Source organism: Streptomyces bikiniensis, assembly GCF_000716625.1.
GTDB classification, from domain to species: domain Bacteria; phylum Actinomycetota; class Actinomycetes; order Streptomycetales; family Streptomycetaceae; genus Streptomyces; species Streptomyces bikiniensis.
The window spans coordinates 193,660-213,615 of record NZ_JNXJ01000006.1 but is presented as its reverse complement, the minus strand read 5'-3'; the positions used below and the strand labels follow the sequence as shown (position 1 = coordinate 213,615).

Annotated in this window: 18 protein-coding genes and 1 riboswitch; of the genes, 8 read left to right on the top strand and 10 right to left on the bottom strand. The window is 75.8% G+C overall.

Going from position 1 to position 19,956, the window contains the following annotated elements; translation table 11 throughout:
• Window positions 1–57 precede the first annotated feature (57 nt).
• On the top strand, window positions 58–1,146 hold the full coding sequence (locus OO47_RS06310) for a MerR family transcriptional regulator (protein WP_030206384.1): 1,089 nt from the start codon (window positions 58–60) through the stop codon (window positions 1,144–1,146).
• Here the strand turns inward: OO47_RS06310 and OO47_RS06305 are convergent.
• The 3 genes from OO47_RS06305 to OO47_RS06295 all read right to left on the bottom strand — a co-directional run bounded on the left by OO47_RS06305 (window position 1,143) and on the right by OO47_RS06295 (window position 3,366).
• A complete protein-coding gene (locus tag OO47_RS06305) occupies window positions 1,143–1,583 on the bottom strand; it encodes a universal stress protein (protein ID WP_030206371.1) in 441 nt (146 codons plus the stop codon). The two genes, OO47_RS06310 and OO47_RS06305, sit on opposite strands and share 4 nt — an antisense overlap.
• Before the next feature lie 74 nt (window positions 1,584–1,657).
• Window positions 1,658–2,281 (bottom strand): FMN reductase, encoded by a 624-nt coding sequence (locus OO47_RS06300; protein WP_030206369.1) that lies wholly within the window; start codon window positions 2,279–2,281, stop codon window positions 1,658–1,660.
• A 5-nt stretch (window positions 2,282–2,286) separates the two neighbouring features.
• The gene (locus tag OO47_RS06295) at window positions 2,287–3,366 is read right to left on the bottom strand and encodes an LLM class flavin-dependent oxidoreductase (RefSeq protein WP_030206368.1); all 1,080 of its coding nucleotides are present in this window, start codon (window positions 3,364–3,366) and stop codon (window positions 2,287–2,289) included.
• A gap of 140 nt (window positions 3,367–3,506) precedes the next feature.
• Between OO47_RS06295 and OO47_RS37190 the strand changes: the two genes are divergently transcribed.
• The 3 genes from OO47_RS37190 to cobM all read left to right on the top strand — a co-directional run bounded on the left by OO47_RS37190 (window position 3,507) and on the right by cobM (window position 5,966).
• Complete coding sequence (locus tag OO47_RS37190) at window positions 3,507–3,674, top strand: DUF6126 family protein (RefSeq protein WP_167345313.1); 168 nt, start codon at window positions 3,507–3,509, stop codon at window positions 3,672–3,674.
• Between the two features lie 145 nt (window positions 3,675–3,819).
• Window positions 3,820–5,220, top strand: coding sequence for a precorrin-6y C5,15-methyltransferase (decarboxylating) subunit CbiE (cbiE, locus tag OO47_RS06290; protein ID WP_078489509.1), 1,401 nt, complete (start codon window positions 3,820–3,822; stop codon window positions 5,218–5,220).
• Window positions 5,217–5,966 carry a precorrin-4 C(11)-methyltransferase gene (gene cobM, locus OO47_RS06285; protein WP_030206365.1) on the top strand — a complete coding sequence of 250 codons (750 nt, stop codon included), beginning with the start codon at window positions 5,217–5,219 and terminating at the stop codon, window positions 5,964–5,966. The genes cbiE and cobM overlap by 4 nt, the downstream gene beginning before the upstream one ends.
• A gap of 165 nt (window positions 5,967–6,131) precedes the next feature.
• On the opposite strand, the gene OO47_RS38720 is transcribed toward cobM, so the two are convergent.
• Window positions 6,132–6,206: a 50S ribosomal protein bL37 gene (locus OO47_RS38720; protein ID WP_372460710.1), complete on the bottom strand. Its 75-nt coding sequence runs from the start codon at window positions 6,204–6,206 to the stop codon at window positions 6,132–6,134.
• Window positions 6,207–6,476: 270 nt separating this feature from the next.
• Window positions 6,477–7,601 carry a cobalt-precorrin-5B (C(1))-methyltransferase gene (locus OO47_RS06280; protein WP_030206364.1) on the bottom strand — a complete coding sequence of 375 codons (1,125 nt, stop codon included), beginning with the start codon at window positions 7,599–7,601 and terminating at the stop codon, window positions 6,477–6,479.
• A 12-nt stretch (window positions 7,602–7,613) separates the two neighbouring features.
• Between OO47_RS06280 and OO47_RS06275 the strand changes: the two genes are divergently transcribed.
• On the top strand, window positions 7,614–8,339 hold the full coding sequence (locus OO47_RS06275) for a cobalt-precorrin-6A reductase (protein ID WP_030206362.1): 726 nt from the start codon (window positions 7,614–7,616) through the stop codon (window positions 8,337–8,339).
• Window positions 8,340–8,378: 39 nt separating this feature from the next.
• On the opposite strand, the gene OO47_RS06270 is transcribed toward OO47_RS06275, so the two are convergent.
• The 3 genes from OO47_RS06270 to OO47_RS06260 are packed head-to-tail and all read right to left on the bottom strand — an operon-like array spanning window position 8,379 to window position 11,874.
• Window positions 8,379–9,887 (bottom strand): precorrin-2 C(20)-methyltransferase, encoded by a 1,509-nt coding sequence (locus OO47_RS06270; protein WP_030206359.1) that lies wholly within the window; start codon window positions 9,885–9,887, stop codon window positions 8,379–8,381.
• Window positions 9,884–10,534 (bottom strand): precorrin-8X methylmutase, encoded by a 651-nt coding sequence (locus tag OO47_RS06265; protein ID WP_078489501.1) that lies wholly within the window; start codon window positions 10,532–10,534, stop codon window positions 9,884–9,886. The genes OO47_RS06270 and OO47_RS06265 overlap by 4 nt, the downstream gene beginning before the upstream one ends.
• Entirely contained in the window at window positions 10,531–11,874 is a 1,344-nt protein-coding gene (locus OO47_RS06260; protein WP_051715314.1) for a cobalamin biosynthesis protein CobG, read from the bottom strand. Before OO47_RS06260 ends, OO47_RS06265 begins: the two co-directional genes overlap by 4 nt.
• Before the next feature lie 154 nt (window positions 11,875–12,028).
• Window positions 12,029–12,169, top strand: a riboswitch (cobalamin riboswitch).
• Window positions 12,170–12,208: 39 nt separating this feature from the next.
• Between OO47_RS06260 and cobN the strand changes: the two genes are divergently transcribed.
• A complete protein-coding gene (gene cobN, locus OO47_RS06255; protein ID WP_033208269.1) occupies window positions 12,209–15,676 on the top strand; it encodes a cobaltochelatase subunit CobN in 3,468 nt (1,155 codons plus the stop codon).
• A 115-nt stretch (window positions 15,677–15,791) separates the two neighbouring features.
• Here cobN and abc-f read toward each other — a convergent pair whose 3' ends face one another.
• Window positions 15,792–17,426, bottom strand: coding sequence for a ribosomal protection-like ABC-F family protein (abc-f, locus tag OO47_RS06250; RefSeq protein ID WP_030206352.1), 1,635 nt, complete (start codon window positions 17,424–17,426; stop codon window positions 15,792–15,794).
• Window positions 17,427–17,613: 187 nt separating this feature from the next.
• Here abc-f and OO47_RS06245 point away from each other — a divergent pair, with 187 nt between their 5' ends.
• Window positions 17,614–18,567, top strand: a complete 954-nt coding sequence (locus OO47_RS06245) for a DUF1648 domain-containing protein (protein WP_030206349.1) — start codon at window positions 17,614–17,616, stop codon at window positions 18,565–18,567.
• Between the two features lie 2 nt (window positions 18,568–18,569).
• Complete coding sequence (locus OO47_RS06240) at window positions 18,570–18,926, top strand: GntR family transcriptional regulator (RefSeq protein WP_030206348.1); 357 nt, start codon at window positions 18,570–18,572, stop codon at window positions 18,924–18,926.
• Window positions 18,927–18,956: 30 nt separating this feature from the next.
• Here the strand turns inward: OO47_RS06240 and OO47_RS06235 are convergent, their stop codons facing one another.
• Entirely contained in the window at window positions 18,957–19,916 is a 960-nt protein-coding gene (locus OO47_RS06235; RefSeq protein ID WP_030206342.1) for a D-2-hydroxyacid dehydrogenase family protein, read from the bottom strand.
• Window positions 19,917–19,956 lie beyond the last annotated feature (40 nt).

Sequence of the window (19,956 nt, the reverse complement as noted above, 5' to 3'; positions counted from 1 at the left end):
CACGGGGCGGGCGAACGGCACGGGACGGCCGGAGCGGCCGGGGTACCGGAACCGCTCATGACGATCGGGGAGTTCTCCCGCGCGTCCCGGCTCTCCGCCAAGGCGCTGCGCCGCTACGACGAACTCGGCCTGCTCCCGCCCGCCCGCGTCGACGCGTACACCGGCTACCGGTACTACGCGGCCGCGCAGGTGGAGCGGGCCCGGCTGGTGGCCTGGCTGCGGCGGATCGGGATGCCGCTCGCCGAGGTCCGGGACGTGTGCGCGTTGCACGGCACGGACCCGGGGGCGGCGGCCCGCGCGGTCCGCGCCCACTGGGCCCGGGTCGAGGCCGAGACGGCGGAACGGCGCGGCCTGGCTGCCTCCCTGCTGGACCGACTGGGAGGAAACACCGGTATGGACACCGACACGACGACCACGGCCGTACGGCCCCACGCCCTGCTCGCCGCCGCGCTCTCGGAGCGCGGACGCGTGCGGGAGGCCGACCAGGACCGCGCGCACGCCGGCCCGCGCCTGCTCGCCGTCGCGGACGGTTACGGCGCGGCGGGGGACCTGGCGGCGGAGGCGGCCCTCGCGGCCCTCTCCGCCGTCGGGGGCGCCCCGGCGCCCGGCGGCCGGGCCGGGGACCTGCTCAACGCCCTGGAGGACGCCGTGCACCGTGCGGACGCGGGGGTCGGCGCGGCGGCGCCCGGCTCGGGAACGACCCTGACGGCCGGAGTGTGGACGGGTTCCCGGCTCGCGCTCGCGCACGTGGGCGACGGGCGCGCGTACCTGCTGCGGGACGGGGGCCTCGTGCGCCTCACCCGCGACCACACCGCCGTACAGGCGCGGGTGGACGCGGGCGAACTCGACCCGGCGGAGGCGGCGTCCCATCCGGACCGGGCGCTGCTCCTGCGGGCCCTCGACGGGGCGGAGGACGGGCCCGCGCCCGACCTGAGCCTGCACGAGGGGCGGCCCGGGGACCGCTGGCTGCTGTGCACGGACGGCCTGTCGGCGGTCGTGCCGGAGGCGGAGCTGCACGCCGCCCTGGCGTCCGGCGCGGGCCCGGAGGATACCGCCCGCGCCCTGCTCGCCCTCGCCGACGGGCGGGGCGGCCCGGACAACGCGTCCTGCGTGGTGGCGGACGTGCTGCCGGCGGACAGGCCCTAGACGGGCTGCACGCTCTCGCCGCGGACGACCACGACCGGGCAGGGGGCGTGCTGGGCGACCTGGGTGGAGACCGAGCCGAGGACGGCCGCCCGGAAGCCGCTGTGGCCGCGGTCGCCGACGACGAGGAGGTTCGCGCCCTTCGCCGTGTCCACCAGGGCCTGCGCGGTGTTGCCGCCGATCACCGTGCGGACGGCGTCGGCGGCCGCCTCCGGGGTGAGCGCGTCGGCCAGGGCCTGGTCCAGGATCTGCGCGGCGAGCCGCTCGGGGTCGAACTCCGCCGGTACGCCCGGCATCAGCGTCGCCCAGGAGGCCGGGTACTCCCAGGCGATGACCGCCTCCAGGGAGTCCCCGGTCAGGGCGGCCTGCCCGGCCGCCCACTTCAGGGCCTTCAGGGAAGGCTCCGACCCGTCCACGCCCACCACGATCCTGCCGGCCATCGCCGACCTCCGTCCGTCGTACGGCACATCTGTGCGATCCGCCTCCAACGTAACAAATCGGTTGGACCGGGCGGTCAGTCGAGGCGCAGATCGGCCAGTTGGCGCTCGAACGGCACGACCTCGTCCTCGTCCGCCTCCCGGGCCGGCCGGGCCGCGACCGCGTCCGCGAACTCGTACCCGGCCCGGTCGATCCGGGCGGGCAGGCCCTCCGTGTACTCGTCGCCGCCCGAACCCCAGTCCTCCGAGGCCGCGTAGACGGCGGTCGGGACGGTCAGGGCCCGCAGGTAGGCGAAGAGCGGTCGCAGGGCGTGGTCGAGGACCAGCGAGTGGCGGGCGGTGCCGCCGGTCGCCCCGATCAGGACCGGGACGCCGGTCAGCGCCGTCGGGTCGACCAGGTCGAAGAACGACTTGAACAGACCGCTGTACGAGGCGGTGAAGACCGGGGTCACCGCGATGACGCCGTCCGCGCCGGTCACCGTGTCGATCGCCTCCCGGAGCTTCCCGGAGGGGAAGCCGGTGACGAAGTTGTGGGCGATGTCGACGGCCAGGTCGCGGAGTTCGACCACCTCGACGTCGACGGCGTACTCCTGCTCGGCCAGCCGGTAGCGGGCGGCCCGGAGGAGCCGGTCGGCGAGGAGCCGGGTGGAGGAGGGGCTGCCGAGTCCGGCGGAGACGGCGACCAGCTTGAGCGTGCGCATGACGGTTACGCCTCCTTGGCGGCGGTGACGGCGGGGTGGAGCGGGGCGGTGGCCGGGACGCCGGCCGGGCGCAGGTTCGCGAACTCCTTGCGCAGCACCGGGACGACCTCCTCGCCGAGGATGTCGAGCTGTTCCAGGACGGTCTTCAGGGGCAGTCCGGCGTGGTCGACCAGGAACAGCTGGCGCTGGTAGTCGCCCACGTACTCGCGGAAGGACAGGGTCCGCTCGACGACCTCCTGCGGGGAGCCGACGGTTAGCGGGGTCTCGCGGGCGAACTCCTCCAGGGAGGGGCCGTGGCCGTAGACCGGCGCGTTGTCGAAGTACGGGCGGAACTCCCGTACCGCGTCCTGCGAGTTCTTCCGCATGAAGACCTGGCCGCCGAGGCCGACGATCGCCTGCTCGGGCGTGCCGTGGCCGTAGTGCGCGTACCGCTGCCGGTAGAGCCGGACCATCTTCTCGGTGTGCTGCTTGGGCCAGAAGATGTGGTTCGCGAAGAAGCCGTCGCCGTAGTAGGCGGCCTGCTCGGCGATCTCCGGGGAGCGGATGGAGCCGTGCCAGACGAACGGCGGGACGCCGTCGAGCGGGCGCGGGGTGGAGGTGAAGCCCTGGAGCGCGGTGCGGAACCTGCCCTCCCAGTCGACCACGTCCTCCCTCCACAGCTTGTGGAGCAGCGCGTAGTTCTCGATGGCGAGCGGGATGCCCTGGCGGATGTCCTGGCCGAACCACGGGTAGACCGGGCCGGTGTTGCCGCGGCCCATCATCAGGTCCACGCGTCCGTCCGCGAGGTGCTGGAGGGTCGCGTAGTCCTCGGCGATCTTCACCGGGTCGTTGGTGGTGATCAGGGTCGTGGACGTGGACAGGACCAGGTTCTCCGTGCGGGCGGCGATGTGCCCGAGGAGGGTGGTGGGGGACGACGGGACGAACGGCGGGTTGTGGTGCTCCCCGGTCGCGAAGACGTCGAGCCCGACCTCCTCGGCCTTGAGCGCGATGGCGACGGTGTTCTTGATCCGCTCGTGTTCGGTGGGGGTGCGGCCGGTGGTGGGGTCGGTCGTCACGTCGCCGACGGTGAAGATCCCGAACTGCATCGTGCTCACCTCTCGCGTTGCCGGGTGCCTCTCCCGGTCCCGACTAGTGGTTGAATCTTAAATCATCTCGTCCAACGGCGCGAGCCCCCTCCCTATTCCGGGCCCCGGGGCCTCCCTCCGGGACCCGTACGCCGGAGGGCGTGACCGATCCCGGGACCGCCGGTCCCGCAACCGGATCCGGGACCGCCACCGGGCGCTGGAGAGAGCGCGGCGTGATGCCCCGCGTCTTCGTGTGGGTCTCCGCCACGCACGCCTTCGCCGGCTTCGTCCGGATCCTCTTCTCCGTGGGGCGGAACGCCCGGAAGTGAGCACGGCCACGAGGAAGGGGAGCCCGGGGCTCCCGTAGAGTTCGGCGGCGTGGACGGTACGGGTGTGAACGGTGCGACGGGTGCGATACCGGATGCGTCGGCGGGTGCGGCATCGGGCGCGTCGGCGGGTGCGACATCGGCCGCGCTGCCGGGGGCGGAACCGGCCGCCCCGTCGGGTGGGATAGCGGTCGTCGGGATCGGCGCGGACGGCTGGGGCGGGCTCCCCGAGGCCTCCCGCCGCGTCCTGCGCGCCGCCGAGGTCCTGATCGGCGCCCCCCGCCAGCTCGACCTGCTGCCCGGCGGCGACTGCCCCGGCGAGCGGATCGCCTGGCCCTCCCCCCTCCGCCCGGCCGTGCCCGGCCTGCTCGCCGCCCACGCGGGGCGCGCGATCGCCGTCCTGGCCAGCGGGGACCCCTCCTTCCACGGCATCGGCCGCACCCTCGCGGAGACCGTCGGCGCCGACCGGCTGCGGATCCACCCGCACCCGTCCTCCGTCTCGTACGCCTGCGCCCGGCTCGGCTGGCCCCTGGAGGAGACCGAGACGGTGTCCCTGGTCGCCCGGCCGCTCGCGGCCCTCGCCGTCGTGCTGCACCCCGGGCGCCGGGTCCTGGTCCTCGGTGAGGGCCCGGAGACCCCCGCCCGGGTGGCGTCCCTGCTGTGCGACACCGGCTGGGGCGGCACCCGCATCCGGGTCCTGGAACAGCTCGGCGGCCCCCGCGAGCGGGTCCTCGACGCGACCGCCGAGGCCTGGCCGTACGAGCGGACCGACGCGCTCCACGTCCTCGCGCTCGACTGCGTGCGCGACCCCGACGCGCTGCGGCTCGGCGCCGCGCCGGGCCTGCCGGACGAGGCGTACGAGCACGACGGGCAGCTCACCAAGCGGTACGTGCGCGCCGCCACCCTCGCCGCGCTCGCCCCGGCCCCCGGCGAACTCCTCTGGGACGTCGGCGGCGGCTCCGGCTCCCTCGGCATCGAGTGGATGCGGACCCACCGCGCCTGCCGGGCCGTCGCGATCGAGAAGGACCCCGAGCGGGCCGCCCGCATCGCCCGCAACGCCGACGCGCTCGGCGTCCCGGCCCTGAAGGTCGTCACCGGCCCTGCCCCCGAGGCCCTGGCGGGCCTCCCCACTCCGGACGCGGTCTTCGTCGGCGGCGGCCTGACCGCCCCCGGCCTGCTCGCGGCCTGCTGGGACGCGCTGCCCGCCGGCGGCCGGCTCGTCGCCAACACCGTCACGCTCGAATCCGAGGCGCTGCTCGCCGAGGCCCACCGCCGCCACGGCGGGGAACTCGTCCGGCTCGCGGTCGCCACCGCCGTCCCCGTGGGCGGCTTCACCGGCTGGCGGCAGGCGATGCCGGTCACGCAGTGGTCCGTCACGAAGCGGCCCGCCACGGAGGGGTCCGTCACGAAGCGGCCCGCCACGGAGGGGTCCGCTACGGAAGGGTCCGTCACGAAGCGGCCCGCCACGGAGGGGGCCGACACGCAGCGATCCGTCACACAGCGGTCCGACACCCGGCGGCCCGTCACGAAAGGTTCTGAAGAGGGATGACCGTCTACTTCATCGGCGCGGGCCCCGGCGCGGCCGATCTGATCACCGTGCGCGGCGCGCGGACCCTGGCGACGTGCGGGGTCTGCCTCTACGCCGGCTCCCTCGTCCCCGTCGAGCTGCTGGCCGAGTGCCCGCCGGACGCGCGGCGCGTCGACACGGCCCGGATGGACCTGGACGGGATCGTCGCGGAGATCGCCGCCGCCCACGAGGCGGGGCAGGACGTGGCCCGGCTGCACTCCGGGGACCCGTCGGTGTTCAGCGCGGTCGCGGAGCAGATGCGCCGCCTGGACGCGCTCGGCATCCCGTACGAGGTCGTCCCCGGCGTCCCGGCCTTCGCGGCGGCGGCCGCCGCGCTCAAGCGGGAGCTGACCGTCCCCACGGTCGGCCAGACCGTCATCCTGACCCGGATCGCCCAGCAGGCCACCCCGATGCCGGAGGGCGAGGACCTGGCGACCCTGGGCCGCAGCGGCGCCCTGCTCGTCCTCCACCTGGCCGCCCGCTACGTCGACCGGGTCGTCGCCGAGCTGGTCCCCCACTACGGCACGGACTGCCCGGCCGCCGTCGTCGCGATGGCCAGCCGCCCCGACGAGGTCGTCCTGCGCGGCACCCTGGACGACATCGCGGAGCAGACGAAGGCGGCCGGGATCACGAAGACGGCCGTCATCATCGTCGGCCGCACCCTCGCGGCCTCCGAGTTCCGCGACAGCCACCTGTACGACCCGGCCCGCGACCGCCACGCCTGCTGACGACCGCGCACGCGGAGGGCGACCGGACCACGCGGAGGGCGACCGGTCCACGCGGAGGGCGACCGGTCCACGCGGAGGGCGACCGGTCCACGCGGGAAGCGACCGGCACACACGCGGAGGGGCCCCGGGGAGATCCCCGGGGCCCCTCCGTCACGACCACTCGGCTCAGGTGTTCGGCCGCTTGCCGTGGTTCGCGCCCTTCTTCTTCCGGGCCCGCCGCTTGTTGCCACGCTTCGACATGAGACTCCCTCTCGGTCGCTCGGTCGGGTGTTCGCCGCCAAGCCTAGGGGCGGGCCCCGGGCGCCGCATGTCGGCACGTGGGACCCCGCCGCGTAGGGAGATCACGGCCCGGGAATCCGGTCGGCGGCCCCCGCGGGTCCTCGCCGCCGTCGCGGCGGGCGAGTCCGTCACCGCCGCCGAGAACGGCGTCGCCGTCGCACGCGCGGTGCCGACCGGGGCCGAGGCGCCCCCCGGGGCGGCAGGATCCCGGCCGCGAGAGCGGCCCCCGCCCTACGCCCCCGGCCCCCGCACCGACGACCGCCCCACCACCGTCCCCGCGCGGTCGACGCAGATCACGTCCACCGCGACCGGGGCGCCGCGCAGGACCGTCAGGGACTCGTCGCGGGCGCGGGCGGCCACCAGGTCGCCGAGGGGGACGCCGGCGGCCTCGCAGAGGCGGAGGGCGGCCAGGCCCGTGTTCGCGGCGGCGATCTCCGCCGCCAGCGCCTCGGACGCGCCGCCCGTGAGGGCCAGGTCCGCCAGGAAGCCCTTGTCGACCTGGGAGCGGGCCGAGTGCAGGTCCAGGTGGCCGGCGGCCAGCTTGGAGAGCTTCGCGAAGCCGCCGCAGACCGTCAGCCGGTCCACCGGGTGGCGGCGGACGTACTTGAGGACCGCGCCCGCGAAGTCGCCCATGTCGAGCAGGGCGATCTCCGGCAGGTCGTACAGGCCCGTCACCGTCCGCTCCGAGGTCGAGCCGGTGCAGCCGGCGACGTGCGTGAGGCCGCCCGCGCGGGCCACGTCCACGCCCCGGCGGATGGAGTCGATCCAGGCCGAGCAGGAGTACGGGACGACGATCCCGGTCGTGCCGAGGATCGACAGTCCGCCGAGGATGCCGATCCGGGGGTTCCAGGTGGAGCGGGCGATCTCGGCGCCGCCGTCGACGGAGATCGTGACCTCGACGTCGCCCGTGCCGCCGTGCGCGGCGGCGACCCGCGCCACGTGCTCGCGCATCAGCTGCCGGGGCACGGGGTTGATCGCCGGCTCGCCCACGTCGAGCGGCAGGCCCGGCAGGGTGACCGTGCCGACGCCCTCGCCCGCCCGGAAGACCACCCCGGAGCCCGGCGGCAGGAGCCGTACCGTCGAGCGGATCACGGCCCCGTGGGTGACGTCCGGGTCGTCGCCCGCGTCCTTCACCACCGCCGCCATGGCCGTGTCCCCGGCGTGCTCCTCGGCCGTGAGCGCGAACGACGGCGTCTGCCCCTTCGGCAGCGTGATCGTCACCGGGTCCGGGAAGTCCCCGGTCAGGAGGGCCGTGTACGCGGCCGTCGTCGCCGCCGTCGCACAGGCACCGGTCGTCCAGCCCGGGCGCAGACCGGTGTGCTTGAGTTGGGCCTCGCGCCCGCCGCCTGAACTCACGAAGGGGCTCCTGTGCACGTACTCATTCTCGGCGGGACCACCGAGGCCCGCGCCCTCGCGGGACTGCTCCACCCCCGCGTCCGGGTCACCAGCTCGCTCGCGGGGCGGGTCGCCCGGCCCCGGCTGCCCGAGGGCGAGGTCCGGATCGGCGGCTTCGGCGGGGCGGACGGGCTCGCGGCCTGGCTGGGGGAGCACGCGGTGGACGCGGTCATCGACGCCACCCATCCCTTCGCCGAGCGGATCAGCTTCAACGCGGCCCGGGCGGCCGCCACCGCCCATGTTCCCCTGCTCGCGCTCCGCCGTCCCGGCTGGGTCCCGGGGGCGGGCGACGACTGGCGCGACGCGGGCTCCCTGGCGGAGGCCGCCACCGCCCTCGACGGCCTCGGGGACCGCGTCTTCCTCACCACCGGCCGCATGGGCCTGGCCGTCTTCGCCGACCGCCCGGAGTGGTTCCTGGTCCGCTCGGTCGACGCCCCCGAGGCCCCGGTGCCGGCCCGCGCCGAGATCCTTCTCGACCGGGGCCCCTTCACCCTCGACGGCGAACGCGAGCTGCTGCGCCGCCACCGCATCGACGTCCTCGTCACCAAGGACAGCGGCGGCACGGCCACCGCCCCGAAACTGACCGCCGCCCGCGAGGCCGGCATCCCGGTCGTCGTCGTCCGCCGCCCCCCGGTCCCGGAGGGCGTACGGACGGCGACGACGCCCGAGGAGGCCGCCGCCCTGGTGCTCGGGTACTGAGTCCCGGGGCCTGTCCGGCGGATCAGGGTCGGACAGGCCCTAGCCGTACCGGCGCGGCGTCCACGTGATCGTGCGGCCGTCGCCGCGCTCCACCGCCCGGGTCTGCGAGGAGCCGATCAGGAGGAGGGTGCGCATGTCGACCTCGGAGGGGTCCAGGGTCTTCAGGGTCAGGACCCGGACCGACTGCTCGGGGCCGCCGACGTCGCGGGCGACGACCACCGGGGTGTCGGGGGAGCGGAGTTCCAGGAGGAGGTCGCGGGCGGCCGCCACCTGGTGGGTGCGGGACTTCGAGCCCGGGTTGTACAGGGCGATGACCAGGTCCGCGCCGGCCGCCGCGCGCAGCCGGTCCGCGATCACGTCCCAGGGCTTGAGCCGGTCGGAGAGCGAGATCGTCGCGTAGTCGTGGCCGAGCGGGGCGCCCGCCGCCGCCGCGGCCGCGTTGGCGGCGGTCACGCCCGGCAGGACCCGTACGGGAACGTCCGCGTACTCCGGTTCCGACGCCACCTCCAGGACCGCCGTCGCCATCGCGAAGACGCCCGGGTCGCCGCCCGAGACGACCGCGACCCGGTGCCCGCGCCGGGCCAGGTCGAGGGCGAACTCGGCGCGCTCCGACTCCACCTTGTTGTCGGAGCCGTGCCGCCGCTGCCCGGGGCGCAGCACCGGCACCCGGTCCAGATAGGTGGTGTAGCCGACCAGGTCGTCCGCGTTCAGCAGGGCGCCGCGCGACTCCGGCGTCAGCCAGGGCGCGCCCGCCGGGCCCGTGCCGACCACGACGACCTCGCCCCGCTCCCGTACCGGCGGCTCCTCGTCGACGCGGGAGGGCAGCACGGCCACCGAGAAGTACGGGACGGACCCCGGGTCCACGTCCGCCAGGCGCTCCGTCCGCTCGCCCGCCATGAACGCCCGCTCCACGTACCGCGCGTCCTCCAGGCGGCCCGCCCGCTCCAGGGCCCGCCGCACGGTGGGGAAGGTGCGGCCCAGCTTCATCACGACCGCCGAGTCCGTGCCCGCGAGCCGGGCCGTCAGCTCGTCCTCCGGCAGCGTGCCCGGGACGATCGTCAGGACCTCCTCCGCCTCGCACAGCGGCTCCCCGAGCCGGGCGGCGGCGGCGCTCACCGAGGTGACGCCGGGGATGACGGTCGTGTCGTAGCGGTGCGCGAGCCGCTTGTGCATGTGCTGGTACGAGCCGTAGAAGAGCGGGTCGCCCTCGGCGAGGACCGCGACCGTGCGGCCCGCGTCCAGGTGGGCGGCGAGCCGGGCCGCCGCCTCCTCGTAGAAGTCGTTCAGGGCGCCCCGGTAGCCGCCGGGGTGGTCCGTGGTCTCCACCGTGAGCGGGTACACCAGGCGCTCCTCGACGTGGTCCTCGCGCAGGTGGGGGGCCGCGATCGAGCGGGCGATGGAGCGCCCGTGGCGGGCCGAGTGGTAGGCGACCACGTCGGCGGACGCGATGGCCTTCACGGCGGCGAGGGTCAGGAGCTCCGGGTCGCCGGGCCCGAGCCCCACGCCGTACAGCTTGCCGACGGTGTTTCCGGCCGGGGTCCCGGTCACTGCTGGATCTCCGCTTCGTGCGCGAGGGCGTTGATCGCGGCGGCCGTCATGGCGCTGCCGCCGCGCCGGCCCCGGACGACGAGGTGGTCGAGGCCGAGGGTGTTGGCGGCGAGGGCGTCCTTGGACTCGGCGGCGCCGATGAAGCCGACCGGTATGCCGAGGACGGCGGCGGGCCTGCCCGCCCCCTTCGCGACCATCTCCAGGAGGTGGAAGAGGGCGGTGGGCGCGTTGCCGACGGCCACGACGGAGCCTTCGAGGCGGTCCCGCCACAGCTCCAGGGCTGCGGCGGAGCGGGTGGTGCCCAGCTCGGCGGCCAGGGCCGGGACGGCCGGGTCGGAGAGCGTGCAGACCACCTCGTTGTCGGCGGGCAGCCGCTTGCGGGTGACGCCGCTGGCGACCATCTGCGCGTCGCAGAGGATCGGCGCGCCCGCCCGGAGCGCGGCGCGGGCGCTCGCGACGACGCCCGGCGAGTACGCGATGTCCTGGACGAGGTCCGTCATGCCGCAGGCGTGGATCATCCGGACCGCCACCTGGGCGACGTCGGCGGGCAGGCCCGTGAGGTCCGCCTCGGCGCGGATCGTGGCAAAGGAGCGGCGGTAGATCTCCGTGCCGTCCTTCTCGTAGTCGAACATCCTGTTCTCGCTCATCTCGTTGTGCGGGGCGCGGTGCGGGGTGCGGTGCGGGCCGTGGTGACCGCGGGGGCCAGGTCGGTACGGGGGACGGGGGCGCCGTCGACCAGGTAGCCCCCGCCGGGGACGGCGAGGACGTCGACCCAGTCGCCGTGCGGGTGCCCGCAGCGGCGCTCGCAGCCGGAGTAGTGGACGGGCAGGCCGGGGCGGCCGGGGACCGCGTCCGCCCGCACGTCCGCGAGGGACTTGGCGCAGCCGGGCCGCCCGGTGCAGGCGCTGACGCCGGCCCAGGGGGAGCCGGGCCGGGTGATCAGGCCGGCCGCGTCGAGCGCGGGCGCCCGGTCGGGCCCGGCGCCGACGACGACGGCCCCGCGCCAGGGCGTGAGCCGTACCTCGTCGGCGGGCAGCAGGGCCCGCAGCTGCGCGGCGGTGAGCCGGCCGAGGGGGGCGAGCACGTGGAACGCGGCGGGCCCGAGGGGGCCGGGAGCGGGGGGAGCGCCGTGGGGCGGGGCGGATTCCCGTACGGCCTCCTGTACGGGCTTCCGTATGTCCTCTCGTACGGCGGCCTCCTCCACGGGCTTCCGTACGGCGGCCTCCTCTACGGGCTTCCGTACGGCCTCCCGTACGGGCTCCGCCGCGATCCCGGCCGTCGTGAGCGCCGCCCGTACGTCCACCCCGGAGCCCTCCGGCAGCTCCCGGACGCGCCAGGCGCCCGTACCGGCCCCGCGGGCGGCGGTCAGGAAGGCGCGGGCGGCGGCGAGGGCGGCGCGGGGGGCGTCGGCGGCGGCCACGCGCACGGTCCGGCCGCCGAGGTGCAGGAGCGCGGTGCCGGGGTCCGCTGCGACCAAGGTCACATCCCCGCCGAGGCCGGTGACGTCGCCGCGGCCGTCGTCCAGGACGAAGAGGAAACGGCCCGAGAGCGCGGCGGCCCAGGGCGCGGCGCAGAGCCGTTCGTCCAGCTCGCGGGCCCACAACTGCACGTCGGCGGCGCCGAGTCCGTCGAGGCCCGAGGCCGGGGAGGCCACGATGTTGCGGACGCGCTCGTGGGTGGGGGAGGGCAGCAGGCCCGCCTCCGCGAGGAGCGCCGCGAGCTCCGCCCCGCAGCCGCCGGCCAGGCCGCGCAGCTCGGCGTTGCCGCGCGAGGTGACGCTGATCCGCCCGTCCCCCAGGGCCTCGGCTGCGTCCGCCAGGACCTCCACCTGACGCGACGTCAGGAGCCCTGCGGGGAGCCGCAGTCGGGCCAGGTGCCCGTCGTCGGCGGAGTGCAGCCGCAGCGCCCCGGGGCAGGCGTCGCCGCGCTCCCGCACACGGGGTGCGCCGGGGGCGGGCGTCGGGGCCGGGGTCGGGTCGGGCGGCATGGCGGCGAGCATACCCACGGGAAACCGGCGGTCGGCGGGGTGTGACCGGCCCGACTCGGAGCGCCGGGGGCAGGGCGCGCGAGCCGGGCGCCCGCCCCTTCGGGCCCGGTGTGATCCGTCCGACCCTCCCGCTCCCTCCAGCCCCCGCGGCCCACGATCTAGGATGCGAGTCGGCATGGGGTCCCAGGACCCCGGGGAGGAAGCCCGGTGAGATTCCGGCGCGGTCCCGCCACTGTGAGCCGGCCCGGCACTCCCGGGCGGGTGAGTCAGGAACTCCCGCCGCACACACGACCACCCGGGGCGCGGACAACCCCGAGGAAGGGCCTGCCTCGCCATGCTCCTGCTGCTGTCGCACTCCGACACCGACCTGCTCAGCGCCCGTGCGGCCGGCGGCCCGGTGGAGTACCGGTTCGCCAACCCGTCCCGGCTCCCGCTCGCCGACCTCCCCGCCCTCCTCGACGGCGCCGACCTCGTCGTCGTCCGGCTCCTCGGCGGCCTCCGCTCCTGGCAGGACGGGCTCGACGCGATCCGCGCCGCCGGAAAGCCGGTGGTCGTGCTCAGCGGCGAGCAGGCGCCCGACGCGCAGCTGATGGAGGCGTCCACCGTGCCCGTCGGCGTCGCCACCGAGGCGCACGCCTACCTGGCGCACGGCGGCCCCGCCAACCTGGAGCAGCTGGCCCGCTTCCTCTCCGACACCGTCCTGCTCACCGGCCACGGCTTCGAGGCCCCGGCCGCCGCCCCGACCTGGGGCCCGCTGGAGCGGACCGCGCGGGACGGGGACGGCCCGACGATCGCCGTGCTCTACTACCGCGCCCACCACATGAGCGGCAACACCGCCTTCGTCGGCGCCCTGTGCGACGCGATCGAGGACGCCGGCGCGCGGGCCCTCCCGCTGTACGTGGCCTCCCTGCGCGCTCCCGAGCCGGAACTGATCGACACCCTCCGCACCGCCGACGCCCTCGTCACCACCGTCCTCGCGGCGGGCGGCACCAAGCCGGCCGAGGCGCAGGCCGGCGGCGACGAGGAGGCCTGGGACGCGGGCGCGCTCGCCGCGCTCGACGTGCCGATCCTCCAGGCCCTCTGCCTGACCGGTTCGCGGTCCGCGTGGGAGGAGAACGACGAGGGCCTGTCCCCGCTGGACGCCGCCGGCCAGGTCGCCGTCCCCGAGTTCGACGGGCGCCTGATCACCGTCCCGTTCTCCTTCAAGGAGATCGACGCGGACGGCCTGCCCGCGTACGTGGCGGACGCCGAGCGCGCGGCCCGCGTCGCCGGGATCGCCGTGCGGCACGCCCGCCTCCGGCACATCCCGAACGCCGAGAAGAGGCTGGCGCTCGTCCTCTCCGCGTACCCCACCAAGCACTCCCGCATCGGCAACGCCGTCGGCCTCGACACCCCCGCCTCCGCCGTCTCCCTCCTGCGCCGGCTGATCGAGGAGGGGTACGACTTCGGGCCCGTCGAGGAGCTGCCCGGCCTGGTGTCGGGCGACGGCGACGAGCTGATCCGCGCCCTCATCGAGGCCGGCGGCCACGACCAGGACTGGCTGACCGAGGAGCAGCTGGCCAGGAACCCGGTCCGCATCCCGGCCGCCGACTACAAGCGCTGGTACGCCACCCTCCCCGAGGAGCTGCGGACGCAGGTCGAGGAGCACTGGGGCCCGGCGCCCGGCGAGATGTTCCTCGACCGGTCGCGGAACCCGGAGGGCGACATCGTCCTCGCCGCCCTGCGGCGCGGGAACCTGCTGGTCCTCATCCAGCCGCCGCGCGGCTTCGGCGAGAACCCGATCGCGATCTACCACGACCCGGACCTCCCGCCGTCCCACCACTACCTGGCGGCCTACCGCTGGATCGCGGCCCGCGCCGAGGACGGCGGCTTCGGTGCCGACGCCATGGTCCACCTGGGCAAGCACGGCAACCTGGAGTGGCTGCCCGGCAAGAACGCCGGCCTGTCCGCCGCCTGCGGCCCGGACGCGGCCCTCGGCGACCTCCCGCTGGTCTACCCGTTCCTGGTCAACGACCCGGGCGAGGGCACCCAGGCCAAGCGGCGCGTGCACGCCACCCTGGTCGACCACCTGGTGCCGCCGATGGCCCGCGCCGACTCGTACGGCGACATCGCGCGCCTGGAGCAGCTGCTCGACGAGTACGCGCAGATCTCCTCCATGGACCCGGCGAAGCTGCCCGCGATCCGCGCCCAGATCTGGACCCTGATCCAGGCCGCCAAGCTCGACCACGATCTGGGGCTCGAAGAGCGCCCGGAGGACGACGGGTTCGACGACTTCCTGCTGCACGTCGACGGCTGGCTGTGCGAGGTCAAGGACGCCCAGATCCGCGACGGCCTGCACGTCCTCGGCGGCGCCCCGGCCGGCGGGGCCCGGGTCAACCTGGTCCTCTCCATCCTGCGCGCCCGCCAGATCTGGGGCGGCACGCAGGCCCTGCCCGGTCTGCGCGAGGCCCTGGGCCTGGACGAGTCGGCCGCGACCCGCACCACCGCCGACGAGGCGGAGGCGAAGGCGCGCGAGCTGGTCGAGGCGATGGAGGCGGCGGACTGGGCGGTGGAGGCGGTCGGGTCGGTCGCGGCCGACCACGGCCCCGACGTGCGGGCCGTGCTGCGGTTCGCCGCCGAGCAGGTCGTGCCGCGCCTGGCCGCCACCACCGACGAGCTGGCGCACGCCGTGCACGCGCTGAACGGCGGCTTCGTCCCGGCGGGCCCGTCCGGTTCCCCGCTCCGGGGCCTGGTCAACGTCCTGCCGACCGGCCGCAACTTCTACTCCGTCGACCCGAAGGCCGTCCCCTCCCGGCTCGCCTGGGAGACCGGCCAGGCGCTCGCGGACTCGCTCCTGGAGCGCTACCGCACCGACAACGGCGACTGGCCGACCTCCGTGGGCCTCTCCCTGTGGGGCACGAGCGCGATGCGCACCGCCGGCGACGACGTCGCCGAAGCCCTCGCCCTGCTCGGCGTCCGCCCGCTGTGGGACGAGGCCTCGCGCCGCGTGAACGGCCTGGAGCCGATCCCGCTCGCGGAGCTCGGCCGCCCGCGCGTCGACGTCACCCTGCGCATCTCGGGCTTCTTCCGCGACGCGTTCCCGCACGTCATCGGCCTCCTGGACGACGCCGTACGGCTGGTGGCGGGCCTGGAGGACGAGTCCGCCGAGGACAACTACGTACGGGCGCACGCGCAGGCCGACCTGGCCGAGCACGGCGACGAGCGGCGCGCCACCACCCGGATCTTCGGCTCGCGGCCGGGGACGTACGGCGCGGGCATCCTCCAGCTGATCGACTCCCGCGACTGGCGCACGGACGCCGACCTCGCCGAGGTGTACACGGTGTGGGGCGGTTACGCGTACGGGCGCGGGCTCGAAGGGCGCCCGGCGCGGGCCGAGATGGAGACCGCGTACAAGCGGATCGCGGTGGCCGCGAAGAACACGGACACCCGCGAGCACGACATCGCGGACTCGGACGACTACTTCCAGTACCACGGCGGCATGGTGGCGACCGTCCGCGCGCTCAAGGGCACGGCCCCCGAGGCGTACATCGGCGACTCGACCCGCCCGGAGACCGTCCGCACCCGCACCCTGGTCGAGGAGACCTCCCGCGTCTTCCGGGCCCGCGTGGTCAACCCGCGCTGGATCGAGGCGATGCGCCGCCACGGCTACAAGGGCGCGTTCGAGCTGGCGGCGACCGTCGACTACCTCTTCGGGTACGACGCCACGACGGGCGTGGTCGCGGACTGGATGTACGACAAGCTGACGCAGGAGTACGTCCTCGACCCGGAGAACCAGGCCTTCCTGAAGGAGGCCAACCCCTGATCCCGACAACGCGGCTGGGGGCACCCCCGTGCCCGAAGGGCTACGGGGGAGTGCGTGCCGGGCGCCGCCGGGCAGGCGGGACTTTCGACACACGCCCTAGGGCATGTCCGGCGGATCATGGCCGGGGCCGTGACCCTGATCCGCCGGACGGGCCCTGGGACATCAGGGCCGCCTCCGGGGCCAGTTCGAGCACGCGGCCCCGGAAGTTCTCCCGCAGGCGCCGGTCGTGGCTGACGACGACCAGCGTGCCCCGGTACGCGGCCAGGGCCGCCTCGATCTCCTCCACCAGGCCCGGGGCCAGGTGGTTGGTGGGCTCGTCGAGGAGGAGCAGGTCGGCGGGCGAGGTCACGAGCCGGGCCAGTTCCAGCTTGCGGCGCTGACCGGCGGACAGGTGCCGGACGGGGGTCGCCAGGTCGCGGGCGGAGAAGAGCCCGAGGACGAGGAGCCGGTCCGCGCGGTCCGCCCCGAAGGCCTCGGCCACCGTACGGGGGTCGGTGGGCGGGGCCGTCTCCTGGCGGAGCAGCCCGACCCGGGCGGGCGCCCTCAAAAGGCCTCGGTCCGGGGCGAGTTCGCCCGCGAGGACCTTCAGGAGGGTGGACTTCCCGGCGCCGTTCGGGCCGGTGACCAGGAGCCGTTCGCCCGCGTCGAGGTGGAGGGCGTCGAGCCGGAGCCGTCCCTCCACCCGGACGTCCACGAGGTCTACGGGCGCGCCCTCGCCCGCGAGGTCCGCGCGGAACCTGAGGGGTTCCGGGGGTGCGGGCACGGGGTGGGCGGTGAGCCGGGCGAGCCGTTCGCGGGCGGCCCGGATGCGGCTCATGGCGCCGTGCGCCCGCGACCGGGCCCGGAAGGCGCCGGCCCCGCTGAACGCGGCCGGGGCCTTGCGGGGGATCGCGGAGAACCGGTCGATGTGGGTGTCCGCGAGGGCCGTGTACCGGGCGAGTTCGGCCCTCCACTCCTCGTGCTCCCTCACCCTGCGCGCCCGTTCGGCGGCGCGTCCGGCCAGGTAGCCGGTGTAGCCGTTGCCGTAGCGGCGCAGGGTGCGGCGGTCCTCGTCCACCTCCAGGACCGCGGTGGCGACCCGGTCGAGGAAGACGCGGTCGTGGGAGACGGCGACGACCGTGCCCCGGTGGGCGCGCAGCCGCTCCTCCAGCCAGGCCACGGCCTCGTCGTCGAGGTCGTTGGTGGGCTCGTCGAGCAGCAGCAGCTCGGGCTCGGCGGCGAGCACGGCGGCGAGCGCGAGCCGGGACCGCTGTCCGCCGGAGAGCGTTCCGAGGGGCCGGTCGCGGTCGAGCGGGCCGCGCTCCCCGAGCCGCCGCAGCGTCGTCTCCACCCGCCGGTCGGCCCCGGCGCCGCCCCGCGCCTCGTACGCGGCGAGCAGCCGGGCGTATCCGTCGAGGTCGCCGGTCGCGGCGAGTGCGGCCTCGGCGGCCCGGACGGCCCGCTCCAACTCCCGTACGTCCGCGAGGGCGTGGTCGACGGCGTCCCCGACGGTGGCCTCCGGGGGGAGGTCCAGGGTCTGGGCGAGGTGCCCGAGACCGCCGGGGGCTTCGACGGTCACGTCGCCGTTGTCGGGGGCCTCCAGGCCGGCGAGGAGCCGCAGGAGGGTGGACTTCCCGGAGCCGTTGTCCCCGACGACGCCGAGGCGTTCGCCGGGACGGACGGAGAGGGAGACGCGGTCGAGCACGGTGCGGAACCGGGCGCCGGGCGCGTCGTAGCGCTTGGTGACGTCGGTGAGTTGGGCACGGAACAAGGGCGGTCTCCTGTACGTCGGCGACGTGGGCGAAAGTGGACGAGACGTCTCGTCTCGTTTCGTTGTGACGACCGTACGGCACGGGCGGGCCCTTCGCAAGACGTTCCGTCTCGTCATTTCCGTCGCACGGCCTTCGGTCTCCCCATGAACTACTTGTTCTAGTAGAGTGCAAACAAGGGAGGTCTCCATGAACCGCGCCACACCCCGTCTCCGCGTGCTCGCCGCGCTCCCCTTCGTCCTCGTGCTCCTCGCGTACCTGCTGGTGCTCGCCCTCTGGTACGACCGGCTCCCCGATCCCCTCGCCACCCACTTCGGCCCCGAAGGCGGGGGCCGCGCCGACGGCTTCACCGGCCGGACCGCCTCCGCGTTCGTCAGCACGGCCCTGCTGCTCGGCACCGCCGTCGGCTGGAACCTCTTCGTCCGCCGGAACGCCCTGTGGGGCGCCTGGGCCACGGCCGGGTTCACCGGGACGCTGCTCGTCCTGGTCCTGCGGGACAACCTGGACGCCGCCGACGCGGCCGAGGTCGTCTCCCCCCTCGTCAACCTCACCCTCGCGGCCGCCGGCGCCGCCCTCCTCGCCCTCGCCGGCCTGGCCCTGACCCGGCTCGTCCCCGAGGAGGAGCCGGCCGCCGGCCCCGGCGCCGAGGACGGCCCCCGGCTCCCGCTCGGCCCGAGCGAGGTCGCCGGCTGGTCCCGCACCAGCGCCTCCCGGCCCCTCACCGTCCTCGCGGTCCTCGCCCTGGCCGCCGTCCCCGTCACCCTGCTCCTGGCCCCGTGGCCCGGGGCCTGGCCCGCCCTCCTCGGCCCGGTCGTCGGGGTGCCGGGGCTCGCCCTCGCCCGCGTCCGGGTCACCGTCGACCGGCGCGGCCTCACCGTCCGGCCCGCCCTCGTGCCCCGGCCCCGCGTCCGCGTCCCCCTCGACGAGATCGCCGGCGCCACCGCCCGCGACGTCGACCCCGTCTCCGAGTTCGGCGGCTGGGGCTACCGGGTGCGGCCGCGGCGCACGGGCGTCGTCCTGCGCTCCGGCGAAGCCCTCGTCGTACGGCGGGACAACGGGCACGAGTTCGCGGTCACCGTGTCCGACGCGCACACCGCGGCCGCCCTCCTCAACACCCTCGTGGAACGGCGTGGGAGGCTCTGACCGTGCTCTTCCGCGTCGACCCGGCCTCGGCCGTCCCCCTCGGTGACCAGATCGCCGCCTGCGTCCGGGGAGCGCTCGCCGACGGCTCGGCCGCCCCGGGCGAACGCCTCCCGGCCGCCCGGGAGCTCGCCGACTCCCTCGGCGTCAACGTCCACACCGTCCTCCGCGGCTACCAGCGGCTCCGCGAGGAGGGCCTGATCGAACTCCGCCGGGGCCGGGGCGCCGTCGTCGTCCCCGGCGCCACCGCCCCCGACCGCGCCCGCCTGGTCTCCCGACTGCGCGAGGCCGCGGCGGAGGCCCGCGAACTGGGCCTCACGGAGGAGGAGTTCCTGGACCTGGCGCGGACCAGCCTGGGGTAGGGGACCCGTACCCGGGACGGGCCCGGCCCCTCAGCCCAGCTCGCGCACCGGCTTCCCCGCCAGGAACGCCTCGACGTCCTCCACCGCCTGCCCGAAGTACCGCCCGTAGTTGCCCTCCGTCACGTACCCGAGGTGGGGGAGGGCCAGGACGTTCGGCAGGGTCCGCAGCGGGTCGTCGGCGGGCAGCGGCTCCGTGTCGTAGACGTCGAGGCCCGCCCCCGCGATCCACCCCTCCCGCAGCGCCCGCAGCAGCGCCCCGCCGTCGACCAGACCGGCCCGGGAGGTGTTGACGAGGTACGCGGACGGGCGCATCGCCCGCAGCTCGGGCTCCCCGACCAGGCCCCGGGTGCGGTCGGAGAGCACCAGGTGCAGGGAGACGAAGTCGCCCTCCGCCATCAGTCCCCGCAGGTCCTCCACGTACCGCACCCCGTGCTCGGCCGCCCGCTCCTCCGTCAGGTGCGGGCTCCAGGCGGCGACGTCCATGCCGAAGGCGAGGCCGATCCGGGCCACCCGGGCGCCGATCTTCCCGAGGCCGACGAGCCCCAGGGTCCGGCCGGCCAGGTCGGCGCCGACGGTGGACTGCCACGGCCCGCCCTCCCGCACCGCCCGCGCCTCGGCCGGCACGTGCCGGGCCAGGCCGAGCAGCAGCGCCCAGGTCAGCTCGGTCGGCGGCGTGGAAGAGCTCTCCGTGCCGCAGACGGTGACGCCCCGGGCGCGGGCGGCGGCGACGTCGATCGAGGCGTTGCGCAGGCCGGAGGTGATCAGGAGCCGCAGCCGGGGCAGCCGGTCGAGGAGCGCCGCGTCGACCGGCGTCCGCTCCCGCATGACGACCAGGATCTCGCAGTCCCCGACGGCGGCGACCAGCGCGTCCCGGTCGTCGAGGTGCTCGCGCAGGACGCGCACCTCGACGCGGCCGTCGAGCGGGCTCCAGTCGGCGGAGGACAGGGCGACGCCCTGGTAGTCGTCGAGTACGGCGCAGCGCAGCTTCATGGGGGCATGATCGCGTACGTCCCCGGGGGAGGAACAGGCC

Excerpts from the sequence above, each read along its gene's own strand:
- OO47_RS06260 (WP_051715314.1), bottom strand. The coding sequence starts at position 11,874 with ATGCCGCCCGACCCGACCCCGGCCCCGACGCCCGCCCCCGGCGCACCC.
- OO47_RS06300 (WP_030206369.1), bottom strand. The coding sequence starts at position 2,281 with ATGCGCACGCTCAAGCTGGTCGCCGTCTCCGCCGGACTCGGCAGCCCC.
- OO47_RS06265 (WP_078489501.1), bottom strand. The coding sequence starts at position 10,534 with ATGAGCGAGAACAGGATGTTCGACTACGAGAAGGACGGCACGGAGATC.
- OO47_RS06295 (WP_030206368.1), bottom strand. The coding sequence starts at position 3,366 with ATGCAGTTCGGGATCTTCACCGTCGGCGACGTGACGACCGACCCCACC.
- cobM (WP_030206365.1), top strand. The coding sequence starts at position 5,217 with ATGACCGTCTACTTCATCGGCGCGGGCCCCGGCGCGGCCGATCTGATC.
- OO47_RS06305 (WP_030206371.1), bottom strand. The coding sequence starts at position 1,583 with ATGGCCGGCAGGATCGTGGTGGGCGTGGACGGGTCGGAGCCTTCCCTG.
- cobN (WP_033208269.1), top strand. The coding sequence starts at position 12,209 with ATGCTCCTGCTGCTGTCGCACTCCGACACCGACCTGCTCAGCGCCCGT.
- OO47_RS06310 (WP_030206384.1), top strand. The coding sequence starts at position 58 with ATGACGATCGGGGAGTTCTCCCGCGCGTCCCGGCTCTCCGCCAAGGCG.
- OO47_RS06235 (WP_030206342.1), bottom strand. The coding sequence starts at position 19,916 with ATGAAGCTGCGCTGCGCCGTACTCGACGACTACCAGGGCGTCGCCCTG.
- OO47_RS06245 (WP_030206349.1), top strand. The coding sequence starts at position 17,614 with ATGAACCGCGCCACACCCCGTCTCCGCGTGCTCGCCGCGCTCCCCTTC.